Annotated in this window: 9 protein-coding genes; 3 read left to right on the top strand and 6 right to left on the bottom strand. The window is 66.9% G+C overall.

Annotation, left to right across the window (positions count from 1 at the left end; all coding sequences use genetic code 11):
• The first annotated feature begins 96 nt into the window (after positions 1 to 96).
• Positions 97 to 1,644, top strand: a complete 1,548-nt coding sequence (locus ISN75_RS13615) for an RICIN domain-containing protein (RefSeq protein WP_343820134.1) — start codon at positions 97 to 99, stop codon at positions 1,642 to 1,644.
• A gap of 497 nt (positions 1,645 to 2,141) precedes the next feature.
• Here ISN75_RS13615 and ISN75_RS13620 read toward each other — a convergent pair whose 3' ends face one another.
• The 4 genes from ISN75_RS13620 to fucP form a co-directional block, all read right to left on the bottom strand.
• Positions 2,142 to 2,960, bottom strand: a complete 819-nt coding sequence (locus tag ISN75_RS13620; protein WP_343820136.1) for an OmpA family protein — start codon at positions 2,958 to 2,960, stop codon at positions 2,142 to 2,144.
• A gap of 41 nt (positions 2,961 to 3,001) precedes the next feature.
• A complete protein-coding gene (locus ISN75_RS13625; RefSeq protein ID WP_167254683.1) occupies positions 3,002 to 9,619 on the bottom strand; it encodes an ESPR-type extended signal peptide-containing protein in 6,618 nt (2,205 codons plus the stop codon).
• Between the two features lie 1,234 nt (positions 9,620 to 10,853).
• The gene (locus tag ISN75_RS13630; protein WP_167254681.1) at positions 10,854 to 11,201 is read right to left on the bottom strand and encodes an L-rhamnose mutarotase; all 348 of its coding nucleotides are present in this window, start codon (positions 11,199 to 11,201) and stop codon (positions 10,854 to 10,856) included.
• A 1-nt stretch (position 11,202) separates the two neighbouring features.
• On the bottom strand, positions 11,203 to 12,471 hold the full coding sequence (gene fucP / locus ISN75_RS13635) for an L-fucose:H+ symporter permease (RefSeq protein ID WP_343820163.1): 1,269 nt from the start codon (positions 12,469 to 12,471) through the stop codon (positions 11,203 to 11,205).
• Between the two features lie 211 nt (positions 12,472 to 12,682).
• Here fucP and ISN75_RS13640 point away from each other — a divergent pair, with 211 nt between their 5' ends.
• Both ISN75_RS13640 and ISN75_RS13645 read left to right on the top strand, forming a co-directional pair.
• On the top strand, positions 12,683 to 13,462 hold the full coding sequence (locus tag ISN75_RS13640) for an IclR family transcriptional regulator (protein WP_167254679.1): 780 nt from the start codon (positions 12,683 to 12,685) through the stop codon (positions 13,460 to 13,462).
• A gap of 117 nt (positions 13,463 to 13,579) precedes the next feature.
• A complete protein-coding gene (locus tag ISN75_RS13645) occupies positions 13,580 to 14,395 on the top strand; it encodes a glycosyltransferase family 2 protein (RefSeq protein ID WP_167254677.1) in 816 nt (271 codons plus the stop codon).
• Here the strand turns inward: ISN75_RS13645 and ISN75_RS13650 are convergent.
• Both ISN75_RS13650 and ISN75_RS13655 read right to left on the bottom strand, forming a co-directional pair.
• On the bottom strand, positions 14,364 to 14,942 hold the full coding sequence (locus ISN75_RS13650) for a cysteine hydrolase family protein (RefSeq protein WP_167254675.1): 579 nt from the start codon (positions 14,940 to 14,942) through the stop codon (positions 14,364 to 14,366). The genes ISN75_RS13645 and ISN75_RS13650 overlap by 32 nt on opposite strands.
• Positions 14,943 to 15,028: 86 nt before the next feature.
• Entirely contained in the window at positions 15,029 to 15,340 is a 312-nt protein-coding gene (locus tag ISN75_RS13655; protein WP_167254673.1) for a hypothetical protein, read from the bottom strand.
• Positions 15,341 to 15,412 lie beyond the last annotated feature (72 nt).

Here is a 15,412-nt window from a genome sequence, read left to right on the forward strand (position 1 = left end):
GCGCCGAAGGAATGAGCACAGAAAGCGAGGCCGGACCTACCGGCCCGCGCGCTCCACGACTTCACACACGCCACCAACTCATCCGGAGAGAACGTCATGCATCGCATCCGTTCCTGGTGGTTCACCGTGCTTTGCGCCTGCCTGCTCGCCGTCATCGGTTCGGCCCACGCCGCAACCGGCACCGTCCTGCAAGGCAGCACGCTCTACCCTCGCGTGGTCCGGCTCGAACACGGCCCCGCCAACACCTACGGGCGCCTCGTCGCCAGCACCAACGGCATCATCTTCCAGAGCAACGACAACGGCGCCAGCTGGAGCCAGCTCGGCACCGTACCGACCGTGCCGGGCAGCAGCGAGCGCTGCTGCGCCACGCTGTACGAACTGCCACAGCAGGTGGGTTCGCTGGCGGCCGGCACGCTGATCTCCGCGGGCTCGTACTTCTCGGGCGGCAATCCGGCGATCGAGGTCTATGTCAGCACCAACCAGGGGGTGTCGTGGACCTACCACAGCACACCCGCGCTGGCCGCCGACAACAACCACGGCGGCCTGTGGGAGCCGGAGTTCAGCGTGGCCAGCGACGGCGCGCTGGTGATGTTCTGGTCCGACGAAACCGACCCCTGCTGCAGCCAGAAACTCGCGCAGATCCGCACCTACAACGGCAGCTCCTGGCAGGACCGCACCGACACCATTCGCAGCACCATCCAGGGCGACCGCCCCGGCATGATCACGGTGAGCAAGCTGCCGAACGGGCATTACTTCATGAGCAACGAGCTGTGCGGACCGGCGGCCTGCACGGTGTTCTCGCGCACCTCGACCGACGGCTGGAACTATGGCGATCCCACCAACATGGGCACGCGTGTGCAGACTGCGGCGGGCCAATACCTGGAGCACGCGCCGCTCAATCGCTGGAGCCCGTCGGTGCTGTCAGCCAACGGCGCCATCCTGCTGGTGGGCCAGGTGATGTACGAATCCAACGGCAGCGTCTCGCCGTCCAACGGCAAGGTGCTGTTCGCCAATACCAACACCGACGGCAGCGGCAACTGGTACACCATCGCCGCGCCGGTGCAGGTGCCCACCGCGTACGACAACTACTGCCCGAACTACTCCTCCGCCCTGCTGCCGGCGGCGGATGGTTCCAGCATCCTGGAACTGGCTTCGGACTATCTCAATGGCGGCTGCATCGTGTACTTCGCCAGCGAGCCGTGGAACCGGCTGCCCGCCGACGGTTCGGTGCATAGCTTCCAGAGTGTGCAGGCTCCGGCGCTGTGCCTGGACAACACGGGCTGGTCGACCGCCAACAACACCAGCGCGGAGCTGTGGGATTGCAACAATCTCTCGGTGCAGAACTGGACTGTGCATGCCAAGGGTGGCGGCTGGTTCAGCATCCAGAATCAGGCGACTGGCTTGTGCGTGGACAACACTGGTGGGAGTACCTCGCCGGGCAATCTGGTCACGTTGTGGGGTTGCGCCAATAATGCCAATCAGAATTGGCAGTTTCTGGATCTGGGCAATGGCAGCTATAAGCTGATGAATCAGGCGTCGGGGGCGCTGATTCTGGATGATCCGGCCGGTTCCACTACGCATGGTACGCAGTTGCAGTTGTGGACTGACAACGGATTGGCGCCGCAGCAGTGGATTCTGCATTGAGTCCGATCACTCGCTTTCCTCACCGCTCCGTCTTCGTCATCCCGGCGTAGGCCGGGATCCAGTAGCGACTAGGTGTGGTTGTCGCGACTTGGCCGCTTATGCAGCGGGCATTTCGGACGCCTGCCGGCGCCCGAGTCACTTTCTCTTTGCTGGCCCAAAGAGAAAGTAACCAAAGAGAGAATGGCCTAAGAGCAACGGCTCGCGACGCGACTAGAAGGAGCGGTGGGCGGCTGCGGTAGCCTGATTAACCTGGGTCTACACGAAACATCAGTGCGTTTACGTAGCGGGTGCTTCAACGTGCCGTGGCGAAGAGGAAGTTCAGCGACTGAGGCGGCTTCTGCTTTTCGCTCCTGTATGCGACGCCACCACACTTCTCCCTCTCCCCTCCGGGGAGAGGGTCGGGGTGAGGGGCCGGGCGGAGCGGGGCGCTGAATCCCGATGCAATGCGTCTCTTCCCTTCGCTCACCGCGAAGGGAAGAGACGCCCTATGCAGTGCACTACTCCACGCTGTCGACCTTCACTTCCACTCGTCGGTTCGGTGCCAGGCAGGCGATCAGTTCCGCGCGCCGGCCGTCGGGGCAGTCCTTCACTTGGTCCGCCTTGCCATGTCCTTCGGCGCTGATCCGCTGTGCCGGCACGCCGGCGCGTACCAGTTCGGCTTTTACCGATTCGGCGCGGCGCTGCGATAGCTGCTGGTTGTAGGCATCGCTGCCCAGGCGGTCGGTGTAGCCGTCGATGCGTACCGAGCGCAGTTTGTCGCCCTGCCCGCTCAGTTCCGCGGCGAGGTCGTCCACCGTGCGGCGGCCCGTTGGCGACAGCTCGGACTTGTCGAATGCGAACAGTGCATCGGCGGAAAGTACGCGCGGCTTGCTTGCCGCCGCCACGGGTGCGGGCGCCGGCGGCTTCGGCTCATCCAGCAAGGCCGCGCAGGACTCCGGTTTCCAGTAGAAGCTGCGCGCCAGCTTGTTTTCGTCGAACAGCACCTTGTACTGGCACACCGTTACTTCGTCGCTGCCGGGTTTGCGGAAGTTGAACAGGTAGTTCCACTCGCGCACGCCCCACACGCCTTCGCTGAAATGCGGATAGCCGATCAGGTCGGACACCTGCGGCTTGTTGAGGCCGGCCTTGATCTGCCGCAGGTTGGCCAGGTTCGGGAAGGTGCCGCCCTTGTGCATCGGCGTGGTGTCGCCGGGCTCCGGCCAGACCATCTGGCCAGCCGAGCCGCCATCCTTGGCGATGTCGTGGCTCACATTGCCGCAGGCGGCCAGGGCCAGCGCGAACGAGGCCAGGGCGAGGTGCTTGATCGAGATACGCATGGAATGGACTCCTTGAAGATCGCTCATGGTCTTGTTCGCGCTCACCACACCACCCCCGCGCCGACGCCGGCGCCGGCATCGCCGCGCGAGTTGGTGGTGGCATTGAGCTTGAATACGTAGCGGCCGCTCTCGGTGATGGTGGACACGCCGACCGCAATGCCGTTCTCGCCGTGGAACGTGCCCAGCGCCACGCCGGCCGAACTCTGGTTCGGCTGGTAGGCCTGCGGCAGGCTGGCCATGGCCATGGCCGAGGCGATGCCGGCATTGGCGCGGTTGCCGATGCGGTTGAGGTCGCGGTCCACCGACTGGAAGCGCTGGTCGACGTAGTCCTTCGACCAGTTCTTGGCGCTCTGGATGGCGTCGTTGAGCTGGCCCACGTTCACCGCGTCGGTAGCGTTGGTGCCGGCCGCCACGTTGGTGACGGTGCGCTCGTGGCCCACCGAACCGACCGACACGGTATTGGCGGTATTGGCTACCGAGTTGGCGCCGATCGCCACGCTGTTGTCGCCGGTGGCGCTGGAGTTGCCGCCGATCGCCGTGCTGTTGTTGCCCGAGGCGTTGGAGTTGGCGCCGGCCGCGGTGGAGTTGTTGCCGGTGGCGGTGGCGTTCTTGGTGTTGTCGACGCTGGTCTGGTAGGTGTTGTTGGTAGTGCCCGGCCCCTGCGACGGCAGGTTGTTCACCGTGTTGGTCAGGTTCTGCAGGCTGGTGTAGAGCTGCTGCAGGGTCTGGTTGGTGGCGAACAGCTGCGAGCCGTTGATCGCATCCGTGCTGCTGCCGCTGATGCGGCCCGCCGCCACGTTGGTAAGCGTGCGCTCCGCGCCCACGCTGCCCACGCTCACCGTCGAACCCGGCGTCGCGCCGGCGAAGTTGTAGGTGGTGCCCGCCAAGGTTGCGCTGGCCGTACCCACCGCCGCGTCGGTCTTCGAACCCGCGCCGAGCGCCACGCTGCCGGCGAATGCCGCTTCCGTACCCGCGCCCAGCGCCATCGCCTGGATACCGTTGGAGGTGGCATTGGTACCGAGCGCCACGCCATCGGCCAGGTTCACCGTGGCGTTCTGGCCGATCGCCGTGCCGCCCGGAGCCGTCTGCTGCACGATCGCACCGTTGCCGATGCCTACGCCGTTGTCGCCGTTGACCGTGGTCTTCGGGCCGACCGCCACGGACTCCGCACCCGCCGCCAGCGAATCGCTCGCGGTGGAGTTGGCGTGGAAGTACTTGATCGGCGTGACCGAGAACGAGGACATCGCACCCTTCAACTGGCGCAAGGTCACGGCATCCTGGTCGAGCGTGCCGTCCGCCACGTTGGTGATCTGGCGGAAGTCGGTGGTGTTGCCCACCGACACCGCGCCGAGCAGGTTGCGGTCCGTGGTGTTGTACGGAATCACATTGGTGCCGACGATGATCGAGCCGGACGCCGGCGCGATCGCACGATCGGACACCGCTCCCGAACCCAGCGCCACGCCGCCCAGCACCGATACCCCGGTATTCTGGCCCAGCGAAGTACCGGAAGCCGCCGTGGCCGTGGCGCCCACGCCCGCGGCCAGCGAGTTGGCACCCGTCGCGCCGTTGTTGGCGTAGTTGCCGCCCTGCGTGCCGCCGTCGTTGACGCTGTAGTAGTGCGTGGCGTTGGCGATCACGGTGCTGTTCAACGTGTCGATCGCCTGGTTGGTGGCGTACAGCTGCGAGCCGTTGATGGCATCGGTGCTGTTGCCGTTGACCTGGCCCGCGGCCACGTTGGTGACGGTGCGTTCGGCACCCGGCGCACCCACGCTCACCGTGCTGGTCGGCGTCGTGCCGGCATAGGTGTAGGTGTTGCCGGCGATGGTGCCGCTGCCGGTCTGCACTACGGCCGCGGTGCTCGAACCCGCGCCCAGCGCCACGTCGCCCACGTTCGCGCCGGCGGTGGCGCCATTGCCGATCGACACCGCGTTCTCCGTGTTGGCCGTCGACACCGGGCCGATCGCCACGCTGTTCAGGCCATTGGGCAGCGAATCGGCCAGGTTGGAGTTGGCGTGGAAATACTTGATGCCGCCGGTGTTGATCTGGTTGAACACCTGCTGCAGCGAGCTGTAGGTGTTGCCGCCGTAGGTGATGCTGGTATTGAGCGTGCCGGTGGCCGGATCGTAGGTGGTGTTGCCGCCGTAGCTGGTGGCGATCGAGTTGCCCAGGTTGGTGACGGTATTGCCCAGATTGGTGACGCTGGTGCCTACCGTGCCGATCGCCTGGTTGGTCTGGTACAGCTGCGAGCCGTTGATCGCATCGGTGCTGTTCTGGTCCAGGCGGCCGGCGGCCACGTTGGTGATGGTGCGCTCCGCACCGGTGGTACCGACGCTGATGGTGCTGCCCGGCGTGGTGCCGGCGAAAGCGTAGGTCTGGCCGTTGATCACCGTGTTGGGCGTACCCACCGCCGCGGCCGTGACCGAACCCGCGCCCAGCGCCACGCTGCCGGCGAACGCCGCCTGCGAGCCCTGGCCGATGGCCACCGCCTGGATGCCGTTGGAGGTGGCATTGGTGCCCAGCGCCACGCCGTCAGCCAGGTTCACCGTGGCGTTCTGGCCGATCGCCGTGCCGCCCGGCGCGGTCTGCTGCACGATCGCACCGTTGCCCATGCCGATGCCGTTGTCGCCATTGACGGTGGTCTGCGGACCGATGGCTACCGACTCCGCACCGGCGGCCAGTGAGTCGGTCGCGCTGGAATTGGCGTGGAAGTACTTGATCGGCGTCACCGAGAACGAGCTCATCGCACCCTTCAGCTGGCGCAGGCTCACCGCATCCTGGTCCTGCGTGCCGTCCGCCAGGTTGGTGATCTGGCGGAAGTCGGTGGTGTTGCCCACCGACACCGCGCCGAGCAGGTTGCGGTCCGTGGTGTTGTACGGAATCACATTGGTGCCGACGATGATCGAGCCGGAGGCCGGCGCGATTGCCCGGTCGGACACCGCGCCTGCGCCGAGCGCGACGCCGCCCAGTATCGATACGCTTGTGCCCTGTCCCAGCGAGGTGCTGCGATCGGCCGCGGCAGTGGAACCGACGCCCGCGGCCAGCGCATTGACGCCGGTCGCGCCGTTGTTGGCGTAGTTGCCGCCCTGCGTGCCGTTGTCGTTGACGCTGTAGTAATGCGTTGCACCCGCCGCCACCACGTTGCTGAGGTTGTCGACCGCCTGGTTGGTCGCCCACAGCTGCGAGCCGTTGATCGCATCGGTGCTGCTGTTGCTGATGCGCCCGGCGGCCACGTTGGTGATGGTGCGCTCGGCACCGCCCGCGCCCACGCTCACCGTGCTCGCCGGCGTGGTGCCTGCGAAGTTGTAGGTGGTGCCGGCGATGGTGTAGCTAGCCGTGCCCACCGCCGTGGTGGTGGTGGATCCGGAGCCCAGCGCCACATCGTTGGCATTGGTGGCGACGGCACCGTTGCCGAACGCCACGCCGCCCGCCGCCTGCGCGGCACTGCCGTTGCCCAGCGCGACCGAGCCCACGCCCTGCGCGTTGTTGCCGTTGCCGATCGCCACCGCACCGTCGCCGTTGGAGGTGTTGTTCGAACCCACGGTGACGGCGCCGTTGCCGGTGGCGGAGTTCGGATCGCCGATCGCCACCGCGCCATTGCCGTTGACGGTCTGGCTTTCGCCCAGCGCCACCGCGCCGGTGCCGCCGAGCACCTGCGAGTTGTGGCCGCCGGCGATCGAGCCTGTACCCGCGCCCGCCGCGACAGTATTGGTGTCGCCCAGAGCCACGGTAGATGCGGCGAGCGCCTGCGAAGCATTGCCGACCGCGGTCGCATTGGCCGCCGACGAAGTCGCCGCATTGCCGACCGCTATCGCGTTCTGGCCAGACGCATTCGCATGAAGCCCGACCGCCGTTGCGGCAGCCCCCGACGCGGAAGTCTGGAAACCCGCGGCAAACGCAAAATTGGCTGAGGCGACGCTGCTGGCACCAAGAGCGGTGGCCTGCTGGACCGAGGCGTTCGCTCCTTGACCGAAGCTCGTCGCCCAATCGCCGGTCGCCTTCGCGCCGATACCGATGGCGGTGGCGAACGAGCCGTTCGCGTTGGCGTTGCCTCCGATCGCGATAGCGCCTCCCGATGGTCCGGTGGAAGCAGCGCTGGTACCGATCGCGATGCTATCGACCGCGGACGAGGCTGCGCCGTTACCCACTGCCACGGCGTTCTGGGCGGAAGCGTTGGAATGAAGGCCGACGGCAGAGGCCCCCGAGCCGGTGGCCGACGCCTGGAACCCTGACGCCAGCGCGAAGGTGGCGCTGGCTGTGCTGCCGGCTCCCAGGGCCGTAGCCGTTTGCACCGTGGCGTTGGTGTTCTGTCCGAGCGCCACCGCCCAATCGCCGCCTGCCTTTGCATTCATGCCGATGGCCGCGGCGTAGGTGCCCGAAGCAGCGGCGCCCGGTCCGATGGCAATAGCGTTGGGGGAAGTGGCACCGTTGTTGAGGTAATTGGCCTGCTGCGTGCCACCGTCGGTGACGCTGAAGTAGTGCGTAGGCGCGCTGGTCGCGACCGCATTGACCGCCTGCGTCAGCGCATAGAGCTGCGAGCCGTTGATCGCATCCGTGCTGCTGCCGCTGATGCGGCCGGCGGCGACATTGGTGATGGTGCGCTGATTGGTACCACTGCCGACGCTCACGGTGCTGGTCGGTGTGGTGCCGGCGAAGTTGTAGGTGGTGCCGGCGATGGTGTAGCTGGCCGTACCGACCGCGGCAGCGGTGGTGGACCCGTTGCCCAGCGCCACGTCGCCGACATTGTTGGCGGCGGCCGAGTTTCCGAGTGCCAGCGTGCTGTTGGCGTTCGCGCCGGCGCCGGCACCCAGGGCCACCGCATTCGTCCCGTTCGCGGTGCTGATCCGGCCGATGGCGATGGCGCTCCCGCCGGTGGCACTCGAACTGGTACCGATCGCGATGCTCTGGTTGGTGTTGGCCACCGCCGTATCGCCGAACGCCACGGCACCGGCGGCCAGCGCCTGGCTGGTGCTGCCGATCGCGATACTGCCCTGGCCGACCACCGTGTTCTGGTAGCCGATGCCGACCGCGCCCTGCGCCGCGGTTCCGGCCGTACCCACCGCTTGCCCACCGCCGCCGACCATGTTGGTGTTACCCATCGCGACCGAGCCGTTGCCGGTGGCGGTGTTGTCCAGGCCGCTGGCGATCGCGCCGTTGCCGGTGGCGGTATTGGGATCGCCAATGGCGACAGCGCCATTGCCGCTGGCGACGTTGCCGGAGCCGACCGCGACGGCCTTGCCGCCGGTGGCGGTCGAGCCGTTGCCGATCGCCACGGCATCGCCCGCATTGGCGACCGTGGCGGTGCCGATGGCGATCGCGTTGGTGGCGGAAGAGGCAGACTGCCCGCCAATGGCGATGGAGTTATCCCCGCTGGCCGTCGCACTCGCGGTGGCATTTGCACCGATCGCGGTGGCCCCCACGCCCGTGGCATTGGCTCTCACACCCAGGCCTACCGCGTAATCCTTATTGGCGAGGGACTGTACGCCGATAGCGACGGAACCCGCGCCGCTGGATGTCACGTCCGTACCGATAGCCACCGCGCTTCCCGCGGTGGCCCCTGTATTGGCGGCCGTGCGCGCTCCGAGATAAATCGAATTAGTGCCGGAAGCGATCGCACCAGCGCCTTGAGCGATCGCGTTCAAAGCAGAACCATTGGCTCCTGAGCCCAGGACGACGGCACCTTGCCCACTCGCCTTGGTCAAATAGCCGATCGCTACGGCATTGACACCGCTCACCGCCGACTGCAGGCCCATGCCGATCGAGTACTGGCCTGACACGCTCACGTCCGTACCGATGGCGATGGCCGATTCGGCCGACGCGCCAGTACCCACGGTGCGCGCGCCAAGATAAACCGCATTGAGCGCTGTTGCATAAGCTTGCCAACCGGCGGCGGTCGCATGAGTGGCGGTGCTTTGCGATGACAAGCCGACCGCCGTTGCGCCATCAGCCGAAGCTTTGCTGGATGCGCCCAGCGCAGTGGCCTGGCCCGTACTTGCCGCGGCGCCGGAACCAAGGGCTACGGCATTGATGGCGCCGGTCGCGCTGGCCGAAGGACCGATCGCCACGCTGTTGCCGGAGTTGACATCGACGGAACTGAGAGCGCCGATGGACACCGCGTTGCCGCCGACAGCTTTCGCGACCGTACCGATGGCGACACCACTGACGCCGGAGGCGGTGACGTCCTGGCCTATACCGATGGAGCTATTGGCGAGCGCACCAGTGCCCGCTGCCGTGCGTGCACCGAGATAGATCGAATTGACGCCGGTCGTGTATGCCTGGAAGCCGAGGGAGATGCCGTTCTGGGCTGCCGCGTGCGAGTTGTACCCCACCGCCAGTGCGCCCAGCACGTCGGCATGCGCAAGCGAACCGAGCGCGGTGGCTCCTACGCCGCTTGCCGCGGAACTGAGGCCCATGCACGCAGCGGTACTGTTATAGGCGTTGTAAGGCGCCGCCGAGCAATCCACCGACTGCGCCTGCGCTGTCGCCGACCACCCGACCCAGCCAAACGCGACCATCGCGGTGAACACGCCCGCGCCCAACGGACGCAGCACGCCGCGCGCATCGCCCTTGGTACTGGCGCCACGCCGGCTCGTCGCCAGCTCCGACACCACCACGAGCTGCTGCAGCGCGCGGTTCCAGACCTTGCCGTAAATCTTGTTCATGACGATCTCCTTGCATGGGGCGAGTGCAAATCAAGGAGGCGCGCGGATCCGGCGACGCGGGCGCGCAAAGACCCGGAGCGCGCAACCGCCATCGGGTTCCGCGCTATCGGCGCCTGCGGCGCGCGTGCAGGTTGTGGTTCCGCGGCCCGTGTGTTTCAGGCGTTCGCGACGAGCGCGAACATCACGGCGACGGTGCCCGGGACATGGCCCGGATCAGTCGCTCATAAGCGCGGAAGCGGCGCGAGGCCGCGACATGGTTGGATGGGGATCCCCTGGATCGGCGGGCGCTGGAATCGCTTGTGCTCGACCAACGTCATTGTCGACTACTCCCGTATGGCTTCCATCTGTGGATACGTGTCCTTTGCGTATGCCACTTCCCTTCCTGGGAAGGCCGCCCCTTTCCATTCGTTTCCACCGCCGCTGCCGGAGTGCGCGCGAAACCGCGCGCCGGAAAGCGCGATGCGTGATCGTGGTCGAACCGGCGATGCGCGCGATGGCACGCCCACCGGCGAAAAACGCCAGGGCACTGCGTGCCTGCGATACTCGCCATCTGCTCTGGTGATTTTTCGCGCAGGGCATGTGCGCACGCGCGCGCATCAACGTTTGCCACGGCATGCATCCGCGCGGCCACCGGCAGCAACCTGCACGGCTGGCTCGGACTGGGTTTCCGCACGCGCGGGCACTGGCCCATTGCTTTCTCCCATGGCGCTGCATGGGAACACGGGAAGGTGGAACGTTTTCGCGGGGCAGCACTTTCCCGTGGCGCGGCGGACGCGCCATGGCAGGAACACATGCTTTGCCGGGCGAAACGCTGCTTCCGGATGCCCCCTGCACCTCGCTGTCTGGGGCCGCGTCCAGGCCCGTCGCTTCCTGGCGATGAGGCGTGAACGCAACCGTTGATTGGCATTCACGGATGGAAGCCGATGCGGGCCATCCAAGAATGCTTCCGTGAGACTACGCAGGTTTTGAGCAACGAAAAGTAGTGCCGCGCGGAGTTGCGAGCTGCGTCACTCTATTTTCCGGTAACGCTTTGTCGCTGATCTTTTCCGTCACGCGAGCCGTGACATTGATGCGCCGAAGACTTGAAAGATTGCGCAATCTAAAAATATTTGGACGTCCAAACAGAATGTCGCGCGATGCCGTCGCGGTCGCCGATCGCGATGATCGGAAGCCGGTTGCGAAACATGCGCGATGCATATCATCCGGGCGCCATGCGCACGCCGGAAACGATGGCTCAGGGGCAATCGCGCAAGGAGAAGATCGGCGCCATCGGCACCCATTTCTGTCCAGGCTGCGCCCACGGCAGGCGTTGCTGGAAGCTGTCCATCAAGGCCTCCCACGCCTGCACGCGCGGGTTGGCGGCATCGGCGGCGGCCTTTGCGGCGCCGTCGAAATCCTCGGCCACGTCCATCACCAGCACCAGGCGGTTGCCGGTGCGGAAGATCTCCAGGTCGCGCACGCCTGCATCGCGGATCGAGGCGACGATCTCCGGCCAGATCTGCTCCGGCCGGTGCCAGCGTTCGTATTCGGCGATCAGCGCCGGGTCGTCGCGAAGATCCAGCGCGAAGTACATGCGCGGCATGTCAGCGCTCCGCCGCGCCGCGCATGCGCGCGAACAGCAGGATCACCACGAAGCTCACCGCCGGCACCAGCATGGCGCGCGCGATGTCCGCGGCATCCGACACCGCGCCCATCACCGCCGTCAGCACCGCGCCGCCGATGATGGTCATCACCAGCAGGGCCGAACCGAGCTTGCGCTCGTCGTCGCCGCGGCCTTCCACGCCCAGCGCGAAGATGGTGGGATACATCACCGACATGAAGAAGCTGCACGCCACCAGCGCGCAGGCGCCCAGCGCTCCGGGCACCGCCACCGCGAACACGGTGAGCACCACGTTCACCGCGGCGAACAGCGCGAGCAACCGGCGCGGCGCGACATAGCGCATCAGCGCGCCGCCGGCGAAGCGCCCGGCCATGAAGCAGGCGAGGGACACGAGCATATAGTTGGCGGCGAGCTTGGCCGGCGTGCCGGGCACGGTTGCCTGCACGTAGCGGATCAGGTAGCTCCACACGCCCACCTGCGCGCCCACGTAGAAGAACTGCGCGGCCAGCGTGGCGAGGAAGCGGCGGTCGCCCAGCAGGCGCGCCAGCACGCCTTGGCCTTGCGCCGCGCCACCCTCTCCCACCGCATGCACGGCGGGAAAGCGCGTGAGCACGATCAGCAGCCCCCAGGCCAGCACCACCAGGCCGATGGCCAGGTATGGCAGCTGCACCGCCGCGGTCTCGTGCGCGACGAAAGCGGCGCGCTCGGCGGCGCTCAAGGCGGCGAGTTGTTCGGGCGTGTGTTCGACACCGGAAAAGATGAAGTGCTGGCCGATCAGGATGCCGGTGATCGAACCCAGCGGATTGAAAGCCTGCGCCAGGTTCAGGCGGCGCGCGGCCGTCTCTCGCGGCCCGAGCAAAGTCACGAACGGATTGGCGGAGGTCTCCAGGAAAGCCAGCCCGCTGGCGATCACGAACAGCGCGAACAGAAAGAAACCGTACGTGCCCTGCTCCGCCGCCGGCCAGAACAGCAAGGCGCCCAGCCCGTACAGCGCCAGCCCGAACACCACCGCGCTCTTGTAGCCGAAGCGGCGCATATAGATGCCGGCCGGCATCGCCACCAGGAAGTAGCCCAGGTAGAACGCGCTCTGTACCAGGCCCGCCTGGAAGTCGTTCAGCACGAACGCCTTCTTGAACTGCGGGATCAGCACGTCGTTGAGGTTGTTGGCCACGCCCCACAGGAAGAACAGGCTGACGATCAGCGCCAGGGGAATCCACGAATGGCCGGCTGCCCGCGTCGAGGGCGCCGCCAGCTGCGGCGTTTGCGTTGTCGTGTCCAAACTGCCTACCCCGCTGGCTGGCGTCCCCTGGAGGGACAAGTCGCGACAGATTGTGCAAATATGAACAGCAAATTCACCCGTAACACAAGATGCAACGCAGCAAGGGGCCGCTGCGTGGCGCTGCAGGACGCGCTGAGGCAATCTTGCCGGTCATCGAAGGGATCATCGAGGGGACCCCAGCATCATGCCCAAGCAGAGCACACCCAAGTACCGCGCGCCCGCGCTGGACAAAGGCCTGGACATCCTGGAGCTGCTCGCCGGCTCGCCGGTGCCGCTGAGCATCGCCGAGGTCTCCGAGGGCGTAGGCCGGTCCCGCGGCGAGATCTTCCGCATGCTGCAGGTGCTGGAGGAGCGCGACTACATCATGCGCGGCGAGGGCGACTCCGGTTACTCGATCACGCCGCGCCTGTTCCGCCTGGGGATGGAGCAGCCGCCGCTGAAGACTGCGGTCGAAGCGGCCTTGCCTGTCATGCATCGCCTGGCCCACTCGGTCGACCAGTCCTGCCACCTGGTGGTGCCCTCGCGCGAGCAGATCGTGGTGATCGCGCGCATCGACCCGCCCGGCGAGATCGGCCTGGTGGTGCGCGTCGGCCACCGCCGCCCGATGTCGCAGGCCACCTCCGGCCACGTGCTGCTGGCGTTCCAGACCGACGAAGTGCAGAAGCTGTGGCTGGACATGATCGCCGCGCACGAACCCGAGCTCGACCGCAAGAAACTGCTAAAGCACGCCGCGCTGGTGCATTCGCGCGGCTACGCCACCGCACCCAGCCATATCGTCGACGGCGTGACCGACCTGTCGGCGCCGGTGATGCAGCACGGCAGCGCGGTGTGCGCGCTGACGGTGCCGTTCATCGAGCGGCGCGCTTCGGCGATCAGCGAGAAGCTGACGCTGGAGCATCTGCGCCAGGCGGCGGCGGATATCTCCGACACGCTGCAATACGGCGGCCCTTCGCGAGCGGATTGAACCGGACGGATCCGCACACGCGTTAGCGCGTTAACGGGCAAAGGCATACGTTTTTCACGCTCCGCCACGGCAAGGATGCCGACACTGGCTTGCCCTCAGGCCGCCCAGGAGCGCGTCATGCCGTCGTCCCTTCCGCGCTGGTGCATCGTGATCCCCTGCCACAACGAGGAACGCGCCATCGGCGGCGTGCTGGCCAGTGCGCAACGGCTGGGCGTGCCGATCTGCGTGGTGGACGACGGTTCCACCGACGCCACGGCGAAGATCGTCGCGCGCCATGCCGGCGTGACCCTGCTGCGCCACCAGGGCCGGCACGGCAAGGGCGAGGCGCTGCGCACCGGCCTGCGCGCCGCGCGGCAGAGCGGTTTCGAAGCGGTGCTGACCATGGACGGCGACGGCCAGCATCAGGCCGACGACGTGCCCTATATGCTGGCCGCCGCCAAGCGCCACCCCGGCAGCGTGGTGATCGGCGCGCGCCTGCTGGATACCGAACGCCAACCCCGCGCCCGCCACATCGCCAACCGCGTCGCCGACTGGGGCATCTCCTGGGCCTGCGCCCGCGGCATCGCCGACACGCAGAGCGGCCAGCGCTGGTATCCGCCGTCCGTACTCGAGCTGGCCGATACCGCCACCACGAACGGCTTCGCCTACGAGGCCTCGCTGCTGATCCGCGCCTGCCGCGAAAGCGGCGTCGACGTCGTTTCCATCCCCATCCCCTCGCGCTATGGCGCGCAGTTCCGCCACAGCCATTTCCGCCCGCTGCTGGACGTGGCGCGCATCACCTGCGCCACCGCCATGCACCTGCTGAGCTACGGGAAACTGCGCGAAAGCTACCGCCTGGCCCGGGAACGCCAGGCCTGCGTCGAGCACCATCGCGTGCGCATCGCCGCCGACGGCGCCCACCTCAGCACCGGCCTTCCCGGGGGATTCGGCTGACCAGCTCTTCCACGCCGGGCGTGGCCATGCCCAGCGTCTCGCGCAAATGCTCCAGCACGCGCCGGTTGCGCGCCTGCGTCTGGCTGGCGATGGCATCGCGCACCACCTGCACCTTGTAGCCATGCACGTGCGCATCCAGCGCGGTGGTGAACACGCAGGCATCGCCGGCCATGCCCGCCAGCACCAGCTCCCCGACCTGCAAGTGTTCCAGCAGCGCGGGCAGCTGCGTGCGGTAGAACGCCGAATGGCGCGACTTCAGCAGACGCACGTCCTCGCGCCCCGGCATCAGCGCATCGGCTGCTTCACGCGATACGGCAGGGCCGGCTTCGCGCGTGTAAGCGACCACGCCGTGCAGGTCCTCATGCCAGCGGTCGAAGTTGTCATTGACGTAGACGACCGGCACGCCCCGGCCACGGAAATGCTCGCGCAACAGCGCAAGCTGCGGGATCGCCGGGCGGAACTGCTCTGCCAGTCCGGTACCGCCTTCGAAACGGAAGTCGTTGAAGACGTCGACGATCAGCAGGGCCTGGCGATGGGGTTGCACCATGGCCGCAACGTGGCACCCGGATGGTCAACGGGGAGTGTTGGGGACGTGGAATTTTTCGGCAACGCACTGCCAGGCTTTCACTGGCGCTACGGCAGCCTGAACTTGCGCGTGGCGCGCAGCGGCCAGATAGACGTAAAGCGAGTGCCGCCGACCAGGCGGTGGGCGGCCGAAACGCCGTTCAGAACGCCCAATCCATCGAGCACATCCTTGGCGCGCCGGAAGGCATGCCGCGGGTCAGCGGTGAGCATGAAAAGATTGATCTCCTTCGGGCTGACGTCGTAGCCCTCCAGTTCGACCGCATCGCCCAAGGCCTCCTTCAACTTGCCCTCGATGGCCGCGAGAAAGGCTTCGTCGGCCAGGGATTTGCGCCAGAACTTGATGACGAGCTGATAGTCCATCGAATGATTGTATGCCCTGTTCCGGGTCGTCGGCAGAGCTTATGCAAGCGCCATCGGAGTTACTCGAGGCGG

The sequence above is a fragment of the Dyella marensis genome (assembly GCF_049532885.1).
Taxonomy (GTDB): Bacteria; Pseudomonadota; Gammaproteobacteria; order Xanthomonadales; family Rhodanobacteraceae; genus Dyella_D; species Dyella_D marensis.

Coding starts and splice junctions, on each gene's coding strand:
- ISN75_RS13615 (WP_343820134.1), top strand. CDS start 97: ATGCATCGCATCCGTTCCTGGTGGTTCACCGTGCTTTGCGCCTGCCTG.
- ISN75_RS13620 (WP_343820136.1), bottom strand. CDS start 2,960: ATGCGTATCTCGATCAAGCACCTCGCCCTGGCCTCGTTCGCGCTGGCC.
- ISN75_RS13625 (WP_167254683.1), bottom strand. CDS start 9,619: ATGAACAAGATTTACGGCAAGGTCTGGAACCGCGCGCTGCAGCAGCTC.
- ISN75_RS13630 (WP_167254681.1), bottom strand. CDS start 11,201: ATGCCGCGCATGTACTTCGCGCTGGATCTTCGCGACGACCCGGCGCTG.
- ISN75_RS13640 (WP_167254679.1), top strand. CDS start 12,683: ATGCCCAAGCAGAGCACACCCAAGTACCGCGCGCCCGCGCTGGACAAA.
- ISN75_RS13645 (WP_167254677.1), top strand. CDS start 13,580: ATGCCGTCGTCCCTTCCGCGCTGGTGCATCGTGATCCCCTGCCACAAC.
- ISN75_RS13650 (WP_167254675.1), bottom strand. CDS start 14,942: ATGGTGCAACCCCATCGCCAGGCCCTGCTGATCGTCGACGTCTTCAAC.
- ISN75_RS13655 (WP_167254673.1), bottom strand. CDS start 15,340: ATGGACTATCAGCTCGTCATCAAGTTCTGGCGCAAATCCCTGGCCGAC.